The organism is Bordetella sp. H567, from assembly GCF_001704295.1.
GTDB lineage: Bacteria > Pseudomonadota > Gammaproteobacteria > Burkholderiales > Burkholderiaceae_B > Bordetella_C.
The window spans coordinates 4,732,035-4,748,889 of sequence record NZ_CP012334.1 but is presented as its reverse complement, the minus strand read 5'-3'; the positions used below and the strand labels follow the sequence as shown (position 1 = coordinate 4,748,889).

At 66.9% G+C, this 16,855-nt stretch carries 17 protein-coding genes; 7 read left to right on the top strand and 10 right to left on the bottom strand.

The features are described 5' to 3' along the window. Positions 1–147 precede the first annotated feature (147 nt). The 3 genes from AKI39_RS21275 to AKI39_RS21265 all read left to right on the top strand — a co-directional run bounded on the left by AKI39_RS21275 (position 148) and on the right by AKI39_RS21265 (position 1,941). On the top strand, positions 148–750 hold the full coding sequence (locus tag AKI39_RS21275) for an Hsp20/alpha crystallin family protein (RefSeq protein WP_083228972.1): 603 nt from the start codon (positions 148–150) through the stop codon (positions 748–750). A 107-nt stretch (positions 751–857) separates the two neighbouring features. Next, entirely contained in the window at positions 858–1,163 is a 306-nt protein-coding gene (locus AKI39_RS21270) for a hypothetical protein (protein ID WP_066640696.1), read from the top strand. After that, positions 1,156–1,941, top strand: coding sequence for a hypothetical protein (locus tag AKI39_RS21265; RefSeq protein WP_145925340.1), 786 nt, complete (start codon positions 1,156–1,158; stop codon positions 1,939–1,941). The genes AKI39_RS21270 and AKI39_RS21265 overlap by 8 nt, the downstream gene beginning before the upstream one ends. A gap of 16 nt (positions 1,942–1,957) precedes the next feature. On the opposite strand, the gene AKI39_RS21260 is transcribed toward AKI39_RS21265, so the two are convergent. Next, complete coding sequence (locus AKI39_RS21260; RefSeq protein WP_066643524.1) at positions 1,958–2,293, bottom strand: DUF2322 family protein; 336 nt, start codon at positions 2,291–2,293, stop codon at positions 1,958–1,960. 178 nt (positions 2,294–2,471) lie between these two features. Between AKI39_RS21260 and AKI39_RS21255 the strand changes: the two genes are divergently transcribed. Beyond that, positions 2,472–3,173 (top strand): hypothetical protein, encoded by a 702-nt coding sequence (locus AKI39_RS21255; RefSeq protein WP_066640688.1) that lies wholly within the window; start codon positions 2,472–2,474, stop codon positions 3,171–3,173. Positions 3,174–3,204: 31 nt separating this feature from the next. Here AKI39_RS21255 and AKI39_RS21250 read toward each other — a convergent pair whose 3' ends face one another. Next, on the bottom strand, positions 3,205–4,443 hold the full coding sequence (locus AKI39_RS21250; RefSeq protein ID WP_066640685.1) for an MFS transporter: 1,239 nt from the start codon (positions 4,441–4,443) through the stop codon (positions 3,205–3,207). A gap of 103 nt (positions 4,444–4,546) precedes the next feature. On the opposite strand from AKI39_RS21250, the gene AKI39_RS21245 reads away from it, so the two are divergent. Beyond that, a complete protein-coding gene (locus AKI39_RS21245; protein ID WP_066640684.1) occupies positions 4,547–5,455 on the top strand; it encodes a LysR family transcriptional regulator in 909 nt (302 codons plus the stop codon). Positions 5,456–5,539: 84 nt separating this feature from the next. Here the strand turns inward: AKI39_RS21245 and AKI39_RS21240 are convergent, their stop codons facing one another. Then, on the bottom strand, positions 5,540–6,007 hold the full coding sequence (locus AKI39_RS21240) for an Lrp/AsnC family transcriptional regulator (RefSeq protein WP_066640678.1): 468 nt from the start codon (positions 6,005–6,007) through the stop codon (positions 5,540–5,542). A 147-nt stretch (positions 6,008–6,154) separates the two neighbouring features. Here AKI39_RS21240 and AKI39_RS21235 point away from each other — a divergent pair, with 147 nt between their 5' ends. After that, entirely contained in the window at positions 6,155–7,363 is a 1,209-nt protein-coding gene (locus tag AKI39_RS21235) for a diaminopropionate ammonia-lyase (RefSeq protein WP_145925339.1), read from the top strand. On the opposite strand, the gene AKI39_RS21230 is transcribed toward AKI39_RS21235, so the two are convergent. The 3 genes from AKI39_RS21230 to AKI39_RS21220 form a co-directional block, all read right to left on the bottom strand. Next, positions 7,345–9,414, bottom strand: coding sequence for a protein-L-isoaspartate(D-aspartate) O-methyltransferase (locus tag AKI39_RS21230; protein WP_066643521.1), 2,070 nt, complete (start codon positions 9,412–9,414; stop codon positions 7,345–7,347). The two genes, AKI39_RS21235 and AKI39_RS21230, sit on opposite strands and share 19 nt — an antisense overlap. A gap of 88 nt (positions 9,415–9,502) precedes the next feature. Next, the gene (locus tag AKI39_RS21225; protein WP_083228971.1) at positions 9,503–11,179 is read right to left on the bottom strand and encodes a UdgX family uracil-DNA binding protein; all 1,677 of its coding nucleotides are present in this window, start codon (positions 11,177–11,179) and stop codon (positions 9,503–9,505) included. Beyond that, complete coding sequence (locus AKI39_RS21220) at positions 11,176–12,399, bottom strand: putative DNA modification/repair radical SAM protein (RefSeq protein WP_066640654.1); 1,224 nt, start codon at positions 12,397–12,399, stop codon at positions 11,176–11,178. The genes AKI39_RS21225 and AKI39_RS21220 overlap by 4 nt, the downstream gene beginning before the upstream one ends. A 247-nt stretch (positions 12,400–12,646) precedes the next feature. On the opposite strand from AKI39_RS21220, the gene AKI39_RS25780 reads away from it, so the two are divergent. After that, positions 12,647–12,964 carry a DUF4148 domain-containing protein gene (locus AKI39_RS25780; protein WP_066640651.1) on the top strand — a complete coding sequence of 106 codons (318 nt, stop codon included), beginning with the start codon at positions 12,647–12,649 and terminating at the stop codon, positions 12,962–12,964. A 107-nt stretch (positions 12,965–13,071) separates the two neighbouring features. On the opposite strand, the gene AKI39_RS21210 is transcribed toward AKI39_RS25780, so the two are convergent. From AKI39_RS21210 to AKI39_RS21195, 4 genes are all read right to left on the bottom strand, one after another. Next, positions 13,072–14,373, bottom strand: coding sequence for a UDP-N-acetylglucosamine 1-carboxyvinyltransferase (locus tag AKI39_RS21210; protein WP_066640649.1), 1,302 nt, complete (start codon positions 14,371–14,373; stop codon positions 13,072–13,074). Positions 14,374–14,574: 201 nt separating this feature from the next. Next, complete coding sequence (locus tag AKI39_RS21205; protein ID WP_066640648.1) at positions 14,575–15,744, bottom strand: zinc-dependent alcohol dehydrogenase; 1,170 nt, start codon at positions 15,742–15,744, stop codon at positions 14,575–14,577. A gap of 163 nt (positions 15,745–15,907) precedes the next feature. After that, positions 15,908–16,168: a hypothetical protein gene (locus AKI39_RS21200; RefSeq protein WP_066640643.1), complete on the bottom strand. Its 261-nt coding sequence runs from the start codon at positions 16,166–16,168 to the stop codon at positions 15,908–15,910. A gap of 198 nt (positions 16,169–16,366) precedes the next feature. Beyond that, positions 16,367–16,765, bottom strand: a complete 399-nt coding sequence (locus AKI39_RS21195; RefSeq protein ID WP_066640638.1) for a carboxymuconolactone decarboxylase family protein — start codon at positions 16,763–16,765, stop codon at positions 16,367–16,369. Between the last annotated feature and the right edge of the window lie 90 nt (positions 16,766–16,855).

The following is a 16,855-nucleotide window of genomic DNA, read 5'->3' as shown; positions in this document are numbered from 1 at the left end:
TTGCCCTCCTTTGCCGGAGGGCTTTTTTTCGTGCGTGCACCTTGATCGCGTGTCGCCCACGCCCGGCGTCACCCGTGTTTCGCACCGTTTCGACGGGAATGTGGATTGCAGCTCCACCTTCCCTACGCGCGTACTCAGGAGGCAACCATGGCATCGCGCAATCTCCCTATGACGGGCCGCCAGTGGCCCATGTCGCCGATCATGGAACTGCACCAGGAACTCGATCGGCTTTTCGGCGGTATGTTGGGAGGATGGGGCACCGGTACCGCCTCGTCCTTCGGCGCCATGCCGCAGATCGAAGTGAGCGAACAAGGTTCGGACCTATGCATATCGGTCGAGCTGCCCGGCGTGCGGCAGGAGGATGTGGACGTGCGCCTGGCGGGCGACACACTACTCATCAGCGGAGAAAAGAAGAGTAGCAACGCACAACAGGAAAACAATATGCACGTCTCGGAACGCAGCTACGGCCGCTTCCAGCGGCAGGTGACGCTGCCCTTCACACCGGACCCGGAGCGCACGCAGGCATCGTTGGAAAACGGTGTCCTGACCATCCGCCTGGGACGCATGCCGGAAAGTTCGGCTACCCGGCGGATCGAAATCCGCAGCGCAGACCAGGGCGCGGCTGCGCCCGCCTTGCAGTCGCAAGGCCAGCAGGCGTCCTCCATGCCGTCCAGCGGCGCGGGCGCGGCGAGCGCGGCGGGCAGCACGGGCGGCGTAGGTAGCGAAGAGGGCGGCCAGACGCCGCCGTGACCGTCGCCGGCCATGCTGCGTTATCCTGGCGGAGCCGGGGCGAACCCGGCTCCGGCGCAGGGGCTTTTGGAATCAGCCGGGTCGGCATCGTGGCCAAGGAGTTGAACATGGCAGGCAACGCGGAAAGACGGATCGACGTGGCGATCGCCAGGGGCAGGGAGCGGCTGCTGGCGGCCGAGCCGGAGCTCGCCCGCAACGCGGACGCGCGCGCGACGGAGAAGGCCGGGCTGGCGCAGGAAAGACGGATAGCGCTCTACGAGGCCGAGATCGAACAGGAAATCGCCGACTACGCGCAATCGCAAGGCATCGACGAAATCGACATGCTGCTGCGCCTGGGTGTGGACTCCGACGAGGAAGCGCGCGAGCTTCTTGCCTTGCGGCGGCAGCAGGACGAGGGTGACCAGGGTGCGTAGGCCCGACGGGCTTGGGTTTCCGGATGTCGTTCTCCATTTCAATAGCGAAGAGGTCCGGTTCGAGCTGCCTGCACAAGCCCTGGCCTTGCCACCGGCATACCGGGCGAAGGTTCAAGCGCATTGGGAGGCGGTCAATGCCGATGGCCGCTTCTTCAATGGCCAGGTCCTGGCCGCCGTCGACGTGCAGCCGGCGGCTTCTCCGCCCGTCGTGAGGCTGGCGGTCACCGACTACGCCCATTATCTTTACGCGGCCGCCGACCGGAACCGGGAAGCCGATTGCCGGGCGGTGTACTGTTCGAGCGTGCTGCTGACTACCGATGGCTACGTGTTGCTGGGTGAGATGGCTGGCAATACGGCGTCGCCGGGCCACCTTCTATGCCCGGGAGGCATGCTGGAGCTCAACGCCGCACGGGGCGTGTCGGCAGTGGCCTGTTGCGAGCGGGAACTCACCGAGGAAGTCGGCGCCGCGGTATGGCAAGACCGGCGGTCGTTTCGGCCGCTTTGTATCAAGACCGGTGGAAGGCGGTCGAACATCGGTTTGTTCTACGTTGTGCGGCTTAACAGCACCGCGCAGCTGGCGTTGTCGCGATTCGCGACGCACCAGGCCGAGCTGCGCCGTGCGGGGGAAAAGCCGGAACTCGCCAGGCTGGTCCCCATCAAGCTCGATGTAGCGGCCATCGATGCCTTCCTGCGCGGCGAAGCACCGCGCGCGGATTACCTTCGGCCGCTTTTCCAGGATCATTGGGCCCGGGTCCAGGCCGCGGCGGACGCAGGGTAGCGGATGCGCCCGTGGTTTAGTGGCCGGCCGGCTTGACCTCGATGCGCAAGGGATCGCCGCCGGCGATGATCGCGAGCAGACGGTCGACATTGGGGTGGGCGCCCGGGCGGCCGCGGGCGTCGTCCGTATGTTCGGCGAACACGGCCAGGCCATGTTGCGCGGCCTTGGCGTCCAGCGTCCCGAACGCGCGGGACAGATAGTTGTAGACCGCCAAGGAACCCTGCTTGCCGGGCTGGTTCTCGATGCTGGCCACCACCTTGCCCTGGGGGTCGATGAGATCGATGGATGCGATTCCGTCGATGGGCGGCAACTGCCGCAGATTGTCCTTGAACACGGTGCCTGGCTGGATCATGGGGAGCATGGTTGTTGTTCCTGAATGACGACGAGCCCGACATGTTATCCGAGCGGCGCCCCGCGCCTGCGCGCGCCTGGCCAGCTGTCCTGCTCAGAAATATCCGCTTCAAGGCGCAAAACCCGCGTGCCATGATCGTGCCGTCACACGCGAACGTTTCAGCCGCTATGGGGTAGCAATGCAGCAAATAAAGTTGATGCGCAAGTACGGCGCACAGGTCCATGCGTACAAGCACACTTTCCTGAACGGAAGGCTCAACATGGGTTCCAACCTCGTCGAGGATCGAGGCGCATGCGTGCAGGCCTCGCGCGGGTCGGCGGCCAATTGCTATAGCTTCTCGAACACCCCCATGGGCGTCAGGCCGCTGGTTCTCATTGGCACCCTTGCGCAGATCGACGATTTCTTCCGCAGGGAGGCCAACTACGGCATCGTCAACGAGATCATGGAACTTCCGATGATCTACGTCAGGGCGGCCCGTTACCGCGCCGGGGAACGATTCAAGGAGCTTGCCGCGGGCCACGCCACGACCAGGGCACTGATCGATACGTTCAAGACCGGCGTTGGCATCATGGCGGATCCGGTCGTCGATCGCGCGGTCGCGGGTGTGGTCCCGGACCACACGCTTGGCCAGGCCAGCGATGGGGCGATAACCCTGGCCAATGTCGTCAAGGGCGTGGTGGACGCGACCATGGCCAGCGATGGCGCGATCCAGGCCGCGAGGAGCCTGTCCGGCGGGTCCAGGAATCCCGGTGGGCCCGAGTTCTACGTCGAATTTTCGTACATGCAAGGCAGCGGTACGAAGCGTGTCGGCACCCACCGCCTTAGCTTCAGCGACAGGGACTTGTTCTGGACGCTGGCCGAATTGCTATGCAATGCATGACGCCATTTTGCCCCGCTGAAAAGGGCGGGCACTAGGTTTCGTCGCCGCGCAGCGCCGTGATGAGCGCCGCGACGGCGAACAGCGCGCCGGCCGCGCACACGGCGTTCCATCCCGCCAAGGCCCATGCCGCGCCGGCCAGCGCCGATCCCACCGCGCCGCCCAGGAAGAACACGCCGACGAAGATGCCGTTGATGCGTCCGCCCGCTTCCGGCCGCAGCAGATTGATCGCGCGCCGTCCCAAGGTCTGGTCGCCGGTCACGCCCACATCCAGCAGTACGGCGGCGACACCCATCGCCAGCAGCGGCCACCATGCCGCACGTCCAGCCGGTGGCGGCATGCCCGCGAGCGCGCCCAGCCCCAGCGCGCCCAGGAGCACCGTGTGCGCCGTCAAGGTGGCGGCGCGCGTCCAGCCGCGATCGCCGATCCGGCCAAACAACGGGGTGACGATGGCGCCGCCCGCGCCGGCCAGCGCGAACAGCGCGATGCCGCGTTGGCCCAGTCCGAAGGGGGGCTGTGCCAGCCGCAATGCCACGGCCGTCCAGAACAGGCTGAACGCACCCATCACCAGGCTGGCGGACAGTGCGCGGCGCCGCAGTACTTCTTCTTCGCGCCACAGATGCCAGAGCGAGGCGATCAGGGCCCGGTAGGAAGCGCGCACGGCCGGCTGCCTGCGCGGCAATCGCGTCGCCAGCACCAGGCTCAGCACCGTCATGGCGACAGCGCTTATGCCGTAGAAGGCGCGCCAGCCCCATGCGTCGGCGATCACGCTGGCCAGCGGCCGCGACAGCAGGATGCCGGCCATCAGGCCGCCCATCACGTCCCCGATCACTTGCCCGCGCCGTGCCGGCGACGCCATATGCGCGGCGATCGGAACCAGCACCTGGATCGCCGAACACGCGGCGCCCAGTACGAAAAGGACTGGAAGCAGCGTCTCGGCCCCCGTGCAGAACATCGCGGCGGCCGCGGCCGCGATGGCCACGCCCAGTTGCGCGACGACGAGGCGGCGGTTCTCGATCAGGTCGGCCAGGGGGACCAGCAGGAATAGACCGGCCGCGTAGCCCAGCAGCGTGGCCATGGCGACCAGGCCGTTCTGCGCGGGCGCCAATCCGAGGGACGGCCCGATCAGCCCGATCAATGTTTGCGGCGCGAACAGGTTCGTGACGATAACCGCGACCGAGGTCGCGAACAGCAGCGCCAGCCGCGATGTCATGGCGTGCGGCGGCGCGTCCGGGACGGCCCCGCTGGCGACCGAGGAGTCTTGTAGGGACATAAGGCCTCGAAAATAGTTATTTCGCAATACGAGTCGAGACTTTATGCGCCGTTGGCATCATAATACAATTGAATTATAGAAATACACATTATGCGGAGTACGCATGAATATACGGGAGCTGGAAGCCTTCCTGGCGGTCGTCGAAACCGGTTCCATCGTCGCCGCGTCGGCGCGCCTGCACGTGACGCAGCCTGGAATCACGCGCCGGATCCAGAGCCTGGAGGAGCGCCTGGGGGCGACCTTGCTGGACCGCCAATCCAAGCCGCTGAAGCCGACGGCTGCCGGCCGGCAGGCATATGAGCACGGCCGACAGGTGCTGCGTGCGTTGGGCGATCTGATGGAAGGGGTCTCGCCCCACGGCCCGTTGCAGCGAGAATTGCGGATCGGCGTCGTGCCTTATCTATCGGAAACCGCGCTGGTGGGGCCGATGGACCGGCTGCGCGCGGACTATCCCAGGCTGTCGCTGCGCATGGCGTCCGGCTGGTCTCCACAACTGCTGGCGCAGATCACGCAAGGCGCACTGGACGCCGCGGTGGTGTGCCTGCCGGACGGCGCGCCGGAACCGGAAGGCCTGGCCGGCCAGGAACTGGGCGTGCAGCGCGTGCTGCTGGTCGCGGCCGCGTCGCTGAATGTGCCAAACCCCGCGGATCTGGCCATGCTGGCCAAATACCCCTGGGTCACCAACGAGAACGGCTGCGGCTTCCGCACCTATATCCGCAACCATTTCGAGGCGCAGGGGCTGCATCTGGACATCGCGGCGGAAGTGCAGAGCGCGGATTTGCGGCTCTCGCTGGTGGCGCGCGGCATGGGGATAGGCATCGTGACCCCGGCCGCCTTTGCGGCCAATCCACGGCGCGACGATGTGCGGATCATCGATACGCCGGCTTTCACGCCGCAGGTGCGCGCCTGGCTGCTGCATCGGCCGCCGGCGGGGCAACTGGCGCGGCCCTTGGCGGTATTCGCTCAGGCATTGGCGGAAGCCCTGGACCAGCCGGCCAGCATCGTCGCATGACATCGTGGCCTGACGCGCTGGCAAGCCGCGCGTGCGCATGGCGGGGCCACACCCCTTGCATGCGCGAACGGCGCATGCGGGCGTTTATTGGTCGAAGGGCACATCCTGGCTGGCCTTGATGCAATCCATCACGACCAGCGTCCGGAAACGCTGGACGTTGTTGTTCTGGAAGAAGAGCTGGCGCGCAAGCTCCGTGTATTGCGCCATGTCGCGCACGGTGAAATGCAGGATGAAGTCCCATTCGCCCGTGACGTAATAGCACTGCTGCACCTGCGGACAGGCACGAAACGCGGCCTTCATGCCATCGAGCAGATCGATCTGTTCACTTTCCGTGGCCACTTGGGTGATGATCGTCAGGGGATAGCCTAGCGCTCGCCCCGCCAGCACCGCGCCGAACTTTCGAATGACGCCTTCGCTGACCAGCCGTTTCAGGCGGCGGTTGACGGCCGCCGTCGACAGGTGGACGCGGTCGCCCAGTTCCGCCTGCGAAATCCGGCTGTTGGCCTGGACCAAGGCCAGCAGCTTCAGATCGAATTCGTCCAGTACGGCCATGTTCGCCCGTGACCCAGCACGTTGCGCGACGCGGCTACGCGCCTGCAGTGCAATGACGTTGCGTATGCGTGGGGATATTAGCGTAAATATTCCCGGGAAGACGAAATAGTATTTCATCGTTGACGCCCCTCAAGAGGTGAACATCCCTTGTCCGTTCTGCTCAATCCCCACTATCGCCCGCCAGGCGCAACCCCCCAGGGCATGCCCGACCATGCTTCCGTACGCGCCTTGATTTCACGGGTGTTCGACTATCGGCCAACCGCCGTGCACGACCTGAAGGGCCTGGCCGCCGCGCTGGGCGTGGAGGCCCTGGCGGTCAAGGACGAAGGCGGCCGCCTGGGCTTGCGCAGCTTCAAGGCGCTGGGCGGCGCCTATGCGGTCTTGCGGACCGTCTGGCACACCGCGCGCGAGCGCGGCGGCGCGTCCCTGGGCTTGGACGACTTGCCGCGCGCCGGTTCGGGATCGCTGGCGCCGCCTATGCCTGGACAGCGCGACCAGCCGGGCAGTTTCGCCTTTCGCCGCGCCGCATCGGCATTGACCTTTGTGTGTGCGACGGACGGCAACCACGGGCAAGCGGTGGCGGCCGGGGCACGCCTGGTGGGGGCGCACGCCGTGGTCCTCGTGCACCAAGGCGTTGCGGAGCGCCGGCGCAGGGCCATCGCGCGCTTTGGCGCGGAGGTGCGCGTCGTGCCCGGGAGCTACGACGATGCGGTGGAACAGGCGGGCCGGTTGGCGCAAGCCGAGGGATGGGTGCTGCTGTCGGATACGTCATGGCACGACTATCTCGATGTGCCCCGCGTGGTCATGGAAGGCTATTGCCTGATTGCGCAGGAGATCGTCGAACAGCTGGACCGGCCACCCACCCATGTGTTCTTGCAGGCCGGCGTGGGCGGCATGGCGGCCGCGCTGGGGGCGTCATTGACGGCCATGTACGGGGACGCGCCGCCGGCGATCCTGATCGTCGAACCGGAACGGGCCGCCTGCTTCATGGCCAGCGCCCGCGCCGGCCGCCGCGTGCGGGTGCGGCCCGGCCACCCCACGATCATGTCCATGCTGGAGTGCTACGAACCGTCCACGCTGGCGTGGGATGTCCTGGATACGCTGGCGCGCGCCTTCATCACCGTGAGCGAAGCACAATGCCGGCAAGCCATGCATCTGCTCGCGTATCCGCGCGACGGCGATGCCACCATCATGGGTGGGGAAAGCGGCGTGGCGGGCCTGGCGGGATTGTGCGCATTGGTGCAAGGGGGCCGTGCCCGCGCGGCACTGGGATTGGACTCCCGATCGCGGGTGCTCGTCGTCAACACGGAATCGACCGACGACGAGGGTCATGTCGGTCACACCGCGAATGGGTAGGTTTCCGGCATGCCTTCGCGAGCCTCCACAGGCAGGGGCGTGACGGCCGCGGTGACATCGAACCACACGTAGGCATCGTACTGCTCGGCCAGCGTCGCCTCCGCATAATGGCTGTAGAGTTCGGTGTCCGGGCGGTAGATCACGCCGATATAGCGTTCCAGCCGTGGCGCGTTCAACAGCACGCGCAAATCGTCATGCACGCCGGGCCGCAGGTCCAGCAAGAACCTCGTCTGTCCCGTCCGGTGCATCATGTGTTCGTAGCTGTCCGGCCGCGCCGGCCGCACGCGCATCAAGCGCATGGGGCCATCCCAGTCGTCGGCGGCGCCGACCGTGCCGGCATAGGTGCCGAAGCCCACGAGCGCGGCCTCGTGGCCATAGCGCTCGCGGCACAGCTGGCCGATATTGATTTCGTCGCGCACACGCCCCATTTCCGTGGCGGATGCATCGCCTATATGCGAGTTGTGTGCCCAGACCACGGCGCGCGATTGCGGTCCCCGGGCTTCCAGCAGCCGCGCCAGCGTCTCGAACATATGCGTGTCGCGCAGGTTCCAGCTTTGCGCCGGCCCTTGGTATAGCGTGCGGTAATAGCGTTCGGCGGCGGCAACCAGTCGGGCATTCTGCGTGGCGTCCAGGAAGCTGTCACCGTCCTCCCGCGCGTAATCGAGCCGTTTGTCCAGAAGGTCGCGCAGTTGGCGCAACACGGCATCCTCGCATTGCCGGAAGCCCTGGCTGGCGACGGCGCGCGCGTAGACGCGCGGGTCCTTCTGCCAGGGCATCAGGCAGCCGTATCGTTCGCGCGCGACACCGGCCGCCTCGGGATCCGTGCGGTCCAGGTACGCCAGGACCGCGGCGATCGACGCCGACATGCTGTACAGGTCCAGGCCGTAGAAACCGGCGCGTTCGCCAGGCTCCAGGACGCCGTTGTAGGCGTGCAGCCATTCGATGAAGGCTTCGACCTCGGTATTGCGCCACATCCAGGTGGGAAAACGGCGAAAGGGAGAGACCTCGCGCTTGGCCGCGGGGCGATGCCTGACATAGCGGTCGATGGCCGCGGCGTCCGGCCAGTCGGCTTCCACCGCCACGATGTCGAAGCCGTGCGCTTCGATCAGCCGGCGCGTGATGGCGGCGCGCGCGCGATAGAACTCGCTGGTGCCATGGCTGGCTTCGCCCAGCAGCACCACGCGCTTGTCCGCGAAACGGTCGAACAAGGGCGCGAACAGCGCGTCGTCGATGTCCGGCAGCGCCTCGGCGGCCTCCCATATGGCTTCGGCCTCGGGGTCGGACGGCATGTCCGCGTGGGGCGCGAACGCGGCCCGTTTGGGCGATACGCGCGGGGGCGCCGCGGATTGCGCCGAACGCGCACCGTCGGCGTCCGGTTTCCCGCCGTCGCCGGCATACGGATTGGCCGCCCATCCCTGCGCGCCGACAAGGGGAACGAAGGCCACGCCGCCCAGGTCCTCTTCGTCGTATTCGTCGCGGCCGACGCGGGTGATCCGGACCAGCCGCTGGCCGCCGCGGCGACCGCCGACCGGCATGACGATGCGTCCGCCTATCGCCAGCTGCTCGCGCCAGGCGGCGGGTACGTCGGGCCCGGCCGCCGCCGCGACGATGGCGTCGAAGGGCGCGGCGTCCGGCAATCCCAGCGTGCCGTCGCCCGTATGAACCCGCACGCGGCCGTAGCCCTGCGATTGCAAGGTCTCGCGCGCCTTGTCGGCCAGTTCCGACAGACGCTCCACCGTATCGACCCGGTCCGCCAGCTCGGCCAGCACGGCCGCCGCATAGCCTGATCCGGTGCCGATCTCCAGCACGCGGTCGGAGCGCTGCAGGCTGGCGGCCTGCGCCATCAGCGCGACGATATACGGTTGCGAGATGGTCTGGCCCGATGCAAGGGGCAGCGGCGCGTCGTCATACGCGAACTCGGACAGGGAGGGCGGGACGAAGGCGTGGCGCGGCACGTGCTCCATCGCGGCGAGCACGCGTTCGTCCTGGATACCCCGCGCGCGGAGCTGGCGTTCGACCATTTTGCGCTGCATTGGCGTGCTGTCGCTCATCATGCTTCCCTTTCCCGGATAGGCAAACCAAGGAGTCATGGCGAGCCGCAACAGGCGTGCCAAGGACGGCGCCCGGCGCGCCTTGCGCTCATCCGTGTCCGGCGGCGCCGGCGGAGGAAGGCGGGGCCGCGAGCAGCTGCCGCCCGCGCGCGATGGCGCGCGCGATGCCGTCGACGATTTCCTCGCGCGCCGACGCATCGTCCACGCGCAGCGCATAAGAGGGATGCCACGTGGCGACCAGCCAGGCGTCGCCATGCCGCACCGGGGCATCGAGATAATCCCGCAGGCTGGCCTTGTGGCGCAGGACGGCGCCGAGCGCCGTGGCGCCCAGCGTGATGATGACGGCGGGGCGCACGCGCGCAAGTTCCTGGTCCAGCCAATGCGCGCAGGCATCGACTTCGCGCTGCGCGGGCGTTTTGTGCATGCGGCGCTTGCCGCGTGGAAACCACTTGAAGTGCTTGACGGCATTGGTCAGGAACACATCGCCCCGCGGCACGCCCGCCCGGTGCAGGGCGTCGTTCAGCACTTGGCCGGCCGGCCCGACGAAAGCCCGGCCGGCCAGGTCCTCGTGATCGCCGGGCTGTTCGCCGACCAGCATGATGCGCGCGGCCGCCGGCCCTTCGCCGGGCACGGCTTGCGTGGCCTGGCGCCACAATTCGCAGCGCCTGCATTCGTCCAGCGAGGACGGCGCGGCGCGTAGCGGCTGCGCGCGTTGCGCGTCGACCGCGACGGCCTTGCCCGACATCGCGCCCACGGTGCCGGCCTGCGCCACGCGGCGCGCGCCGTTACGGGCCTGCGCGATCATGCCAGGTATCAGTGGGCCTTCGGGCAAGCCTTTCCAGAAGCGTACGGGCATCTGCCGGTGCAGCGCGGCTTCGTTCAGCCGGGCGGGATTGAAGACGTTCCTGTAATAGGCCAGCCACAGCGGTTCGGCCTGATCGTTGGCGGCACTGGCGCGTATGGCGGCGGCGTCGGCGGGCGCGCCGGACAGGCGCAGCGTGCTGCCGTCCCATAGCGCGGCGCCATGGGGCGTGCCGATCAGCCAGGATGAGCGGCCCATGCGGCGCGCGAAATGTTCCGCCGCGGCCGCCAGCACATCGTGGTCGGGTTCGTACCAGGCCAGGTATTCAGGGATGCCGGGCCTGTCGCGCTTGTGGAAGCGCACATAGGCGATCATGTCGTGATGGGCGCGCCGTACGGATTTCGCCATGGCGTGCAGGTGCCGGCCGTCTTCATCGGCTGCCGATGCCACGGCGCGGTCGCCTTGCCGCCATCGCCACAATACGCGGTAAAGGAAAGCCCAGCGCCGCGGCGAACGGTAGCGCGCGGCGTCCTGCAGCAGGCCGGCCAAGGCGGGGGAAATGCGCACGGGCGTCTCGGCCTGCCCCGTGGACGCCGATGGTGCATCGGGCTCCGGCGCGCCGGTGTACGCCGTGCACGGTGCCTCCGAGGCGGGGGCAGCATCGGACGGACCTGCGGCATCGCCGGCGGACGCGGAATAATCCAGCGCCATTTGCGCGGTGCCGCCATCCGGCGTTGGAAGATGTTCCACCCATGTCAGGGCGTCGGGCGGCCAGCCCCGGGCAAGCGCGCGCAGCGCCTGCTCGCGCCAGCCCGCATAGCCGTTTTCGACGATCAGCGTCGCGGTAGCGGGCGCGGGCAAAGCGGCCGCGAGGGCGGCACGCGGTGCAACAGGCCCAGCCGACGCAGCGGTAGACCGGGCAGGCGCTTCCGCACCCTGGGTGGGCGGGGCGGCGTCGTTCATAGCAGGGACAATTGCACAGGCGCGCCGGACAGCGTCCGGCGCAATTGTTCCGACGATGGGTCCGCCAGCCCGGGCCGGTAGTCCTGCACCACGATGAAGGGTTTGACCTTGTCCATCGCGCAGCGCAGGCGCACCAGGTCCTGATAGCGGATGGCGCGCAGGCGGCGCAGTTCAGCCAGGCGTTTCGCGTTGCGCATGCCGATGCCGGGCACGCGCGCGATCAGCGGCTGCGGCGCGCGGTTCAGGTCCACCGGAAACGATTCGCGGTGCGCCAAGGCCCAGGACAGCTTGGGGTCGATGTCCAGGGGCAGGTCGCCATCGCGCTGGAACAGTTCTTCGGCGCGAAAGCCATAGCCGCGCAACAGGAAATCCGCCTGGTACAGGCGGTGTTCGCGCAACAGCGGCGGCGCCTGCGTAGGCAGTGCGGAGGGGCTGTCGGGAATGGGGCTGAAGGCGGAGTAATACACCCGTTTCAGCTTGTAGGAACCGTACAGCGTTTGCGCCGTCCGCAGTATGGTGCGGTCGTCGGCATCGTCGGCGCCGACGATCATCTGCGTGCTTTGGCCCGCCGGGGCACGGCGCGGCGGCCGTTTGCCATGCGCGGCTTCTTCGAGCGCCGCTTCCTGGTCCAGGCGGATGGAGCCCATGGCGCGCTTGATGGTATGAACGTTTTTTTCGGGCGCCAGCCGCTGCAGGGCGCCGTCGGTGGGCAGTTCGATGTTGACGCTGAGCCGGTCCGCATACTGCCCGGCCTGCGAGATAAGGCGGGTATCCGCGTCCGGGATGGTCTTCAGGTGGATATAGCCGCGGAACCGGTGTTCCTCGCGCAGCGAGCGGGCCACCTGGACCAGTTGCTCCATGGTGTAGTCCGCGCTGCGGATGATGCCGGAGCTGAGGAACAAGCCGTCGATGTAGTTGCGCCTGTAGAAGTCCAGCGTCAGGTCGACGACTTCGCGCGGCGAGAACCGCGCGCGCGGCACGTTGCTGGAGCGGCGGTTGACGCAGTACTGGCAGTCGTACTGGCAGAAATTGGTCAGCAGGATCTTCAGCAAGGAGACGCAGCGGCCGTCCGGCGTGAAGCTGTGGCAGATACCCGCCCCCGTGCTGGCGCCCAGGCCTTCGCGGCCGCGCGAATCCCGCTTGGGCGCGCCGCTGCTGGCGCATGAGGCGTCGTACTTGGCCGCGTCCGCCAGGATTTCCAGCTTGGTGAGCAGTTCCATCGCCGTTCCACTATTACTGTATGGATATACAGCATTATACGGACGCCGCTTGCAGCCGGTTCATGCTGTCTTCCAGCGTTGCGTCTGGTCACCGATTACCTATGAATCTGAAAAATTGATTCTCTTTCCGCAGGGTTTATCCGGGGGGCGCCCACGCGCAGAATGCGTCCCATGCCGGAAGGGCAAGCAAGCGCAGCGGGACGTCCCGATGCCAAGCCCGCCGAACCAACCGAAAGAGGACACTGCCATGAAAGCCAAGACCATCGTTTCCGCCCTGATTCTTTCCGCTGCCGCGCTGGGCACCGCCCAGGCCCAGAACGTCCCGTTCCAGGGCGTCTACGGCAAGCAATACAGCAATGTCACCCGCGAACAGGTGATACAGGAGCTGCAATCGGCTCGCGCGGCGGGCAAGATGGGCAACGAAGACATGGACAACAAGCCCTTCACGGCGCAACGCGAAAGCGATGCCGGCCGCCCGGTCGTTGCCGCGAACGCGGGCCGCGATCCCAGCGGCCTGGCCGAAGTGAAGTTTGGCGACAGCGACAACGTGCCCTTTAAGGGCTGAGCCGCCGTATCGGCGCGCTGCACCGGCTTGACGTGCCGCGCGGGCGGCTTGGGTGATCGCGTCGCCGTAGAGGTGGCGCGATCACTCCTACGCCGACAGCCGGCCGCTTATTCGCTGCGCGTCCATTCCACATTCGCGCCCACCGATCGCAAGTTCTCGACGAAGTTCGGATGGGCGCGGCGGATCGGCAGCGCGTTGGTGATCTCCGAGCGTCCCTCGATGCTGGCGGCCACCATCAGCAGTGCGATGGCGACGCGGATGATGTAGGGACTCTCGACCTTAGCCGGGCTCAAGCGCAACCCGCCGAAGGTGATCAGACGATGCGGGTCCGACAGGAACACGTGCGCGCCGAACTTCGACAGCTCCACGGACCAGCCCATGGCGCCGTCGTACACCTTGTTCCAGAACATCGCACTGCCCTCGGCCTTGACGCCCAAGGCAATGAAGATGGGCAGCAGATCGACGGGCAGATAAGGCCAGGGCGCCGCTTCCACCTTGGTCAGGATGTTCTGGGTGAAGGGCCGGCGCACCCGCAAGGGACCTTCCCGGAAGGCATGCGACCAGCCGTCGCGATGCACGACTTCCACGCCGAATTTGGCGAAAGTCCGGTCGATCAGCGGAAACTGCTCCGGCGCGGTGTTCCGGACGGCGATATCGCCGCCCGTGATGGCGCCCAGCGCCAGGAACGTTGTGATTTCGTGGAAATCCTCGCTGAAGCGGAATTCGCCGCCGCCCAGCGCGGCGCCGCCCGCCACGGCCAGGCGCGATGTCCCGATGCCGTCGATGGCCGCGCCCAGCATGGCGAGAAAACGGCAGAACTCCTGCACGTGCGGCTCGGAGGCGGCGTTGACCAGGGTCGATGTGCCGTTGGCCGATACCGCGCACAGCACGAAGTTTTCCGTGGTCGTCACCGAGGCATAGTCCAGCCAATGGTGATTGGCCGTCATGCGATCGGTGGCATGCACGATCAGCGAATCCGGCGTGCGTTCGATGGCGGCGCCGAAGCGCTCGAAGACTTCCACGTGCGGATCGATTTCCCGCACGCCCAGCGTGCATCCCTTGACATCGTTTTCCAGGCGCGCGACGCCGAAGCGCGCCAGCAGGGGCGGCACCAGCATGATGGAGGAACGCATTTCCTCCGGCAGCTTGTGTACCGAAGGGTCGAAGGCCGTGGCGCGGTGGTGCAGATCCAGGACGCCGGTCGCGAAGTCCATCGACACGTCGCTGCCCAGCATACGGAAGATGTCGAGGATTTTCTTGACGTCGGTAATCTCGGGCACGCCGATCAGACGCAAGGGCTGGTCGGTCAACAGCGTGGCACACAGGATGGGCAGGACGGCGTTCTTGTTGGCGGAAGGGACGATTTCCCCGCGTAGGGGGAGGCCGCCGTGCACGATCAGGTTGGACATGGTGGAAACGGTAGGGGCAATCGAAAATGCGAGGCGCCTATCATGCCATGCCTGACGAAACGGGCCGGGGAACCGTCCCTCCTTAAAATGGGCTGACCCAACGCCCGCTTCCGAACGGCCGCGCCCAGACGGCCGGCGCGACGGTGCGCGTGACGGCCGACCCGGCCATCATCGCAGCGATGATGGCGCGTCCGTGCATGCTCAGGGCTTCAGCACGACCTTGATGCAGCCATCCTTCTTGTCGCGGAAGGTCTTGTACATTTCCGGCCCTTCTTCCAGGCTGACGCGGTGCGTGATCACGAAGGAGGGATCGATCTGCCCTTCGCCGATGCGCTTGAGCAGGTCGTCGGTCCAGCGATTGACGTGGGTCTGGCCCATGCGCCAGGTCAGGCCCTTGTTCATCGCGGCGCCAAACGGGATCTTGTCGATAAGGCCGCCATAGACCCCCGGGATGGATAGCGTGCCCGCCGGCCGGCATACGTAGATCATCTCGCGCAGCACGTGGGGCCGGTCGCTTTCCAGCATGACGGCCTGCTTGGCGCGGTCGTACATGGAATCGATGGAGCGCGTGGCGTGCGACTCCATGCCGACGGCGTCTATGCACTTTTCCGGGCCCTTGCCCTGCGTCAGGTCGCGCAGGCGGTCCAGCACGCTTTCCTCGTCGAAGTTGATGGTGACGGCACCGCCCGCCTGCGCCATCGCCAGACGTTCAGGCACGCGGTCGATGGCCACGACCTGGCGCGCGCCCAGCAGCACGGCGCTGCGGATGGCCATTTGCCCGACCGGCCCCGCGCCCCAGATGGCGACCGTGTCGGTCGGTTCGATGTCGCACTGCACGGCTGCCTGCCAGCCCGTGGGAAAGATGTCGCCCAGGAAGAGAACCTGCTCATCGCTCAGGCCTTCCGGAATCTTCACGTGCGTTTTGTCGGCATAGGGCACGCGCACGTATTCGGCCTGGCCGCCGGGGTAGCCGCCCGTCAGGTGGGTATAGCCGAACAGGCCCGCGGTGCTGTGGCCGAAGAGCTTGTCCGCATCGGCCTGGTTGCGGTTGCTGCGTTCGCAGACGGAGAAATTGCCGCGCTTGCACTGGTCGCATTCACCGCAAATGATGGTGAAGGGAACGACCACGCGGTCGCCGGGCTTGAGGGCCTTGTTCTCGGCGCCGACCTCCATCACTTCGCCCATGAACTCGTGGCCCATGATGTCGCCGTGCTTCATGCCGGGCATGAAGCCGTCGAACAGATGCAGGTCGGAGCCGCAGATGGCGCAGCAGGACACCTTCACGATTGCATCGCGGGGGTGTTCGATCTGCGGATCCGGGACCGTGTCGCAGCGGATATCATGCTTGCCATGCCATCGTAGTGCTCGCATCGCGGTCTCCCATGCAGTGTGTGGTCAGTTCGGGGCGCGTGGACAGCAAGGGGCATGCCGTGGCGGCCGGACCGGTATGTGGATGATTGCGGCAGGGCAGGCCTGCGGCGCCCGCACATGGCGGCGCGCGCCCGCGGGCCGCGGTACCCGGAAGGGGCAATGATCAGGTGCCTTCCTTCTTGGGAAGTACGGCGGGGGTATCGTCCGGAGGGCTGAACACGCCTCCTTCGTCGTCGCTTTCCGGATTGGGGTTGCCGTCGAATTGCGTCGCTTTCTTGCCGGCGGTCGTGTCGCGGCGCCGGGACGACTCGTTGGATTCACGCAGGCCGTCCTGGACATCGTTGGCGATGTCGACCTGGCTCTTTTTCGACGGCTCGGGTGGCGTTGCCGCGGTGTAGTCGGCACTGGGAGTTTCTCGCGTCATGGTGCTGCTCCGTATCGGATGTGAGGCAACACTGCCGCAACCGCCATTCCCGCGCGCACTGCACAGCCACGCGGGGCGCTGGGCACATGCCGCCCGCGAGCGGCGCGGCGGCTGGGCCTCACATGGACCGCGTGCGCGTCGAGCACGCGGCCACGCAGGCGCGCCAGCGCCAGCGCGCACAGGCATGGCGCGTTTGGACTAGGCGGTGTTCAGGGGCAAGGCGATGCCGCGTTCGTCGAACACACGCCGCACTTCGGCCAGGCCATTGAGTGCCGCCGGAAAGCCGGCATAGACGGCCATTTGCATCACGACTTCGACGATTTCGGTGGGCGTGCATCCGACGTGCAACGCCGCGTGAAGATGCACCCGCAATTGAGGCGCCGCGTTTCCCAAGGCGCATAAGGCCGCGACGACCGCGAGTTCGCGCTCGCGCAGGCCGAGACCCGGGCGCGAGTAGATGTCGCCAAAAGGAAACTCAACCACATAGGTCGCGAAGTCGGGGAAGGCCTGCCGCAGCGTTTCAACGACGTCGACGCCTGCGTCACCGTCCACGGCGTGCAGCCGCTCCAGTCCTGTGATGTATCGCTGGGATGTCATGGTTCTATCCTGAGTGGGGTTGATGGCCGCCGTATGCATAACGTTGGCCGGGAACCCGCACTCTAGGCGTCACGCCGGGCGGCGTGAATG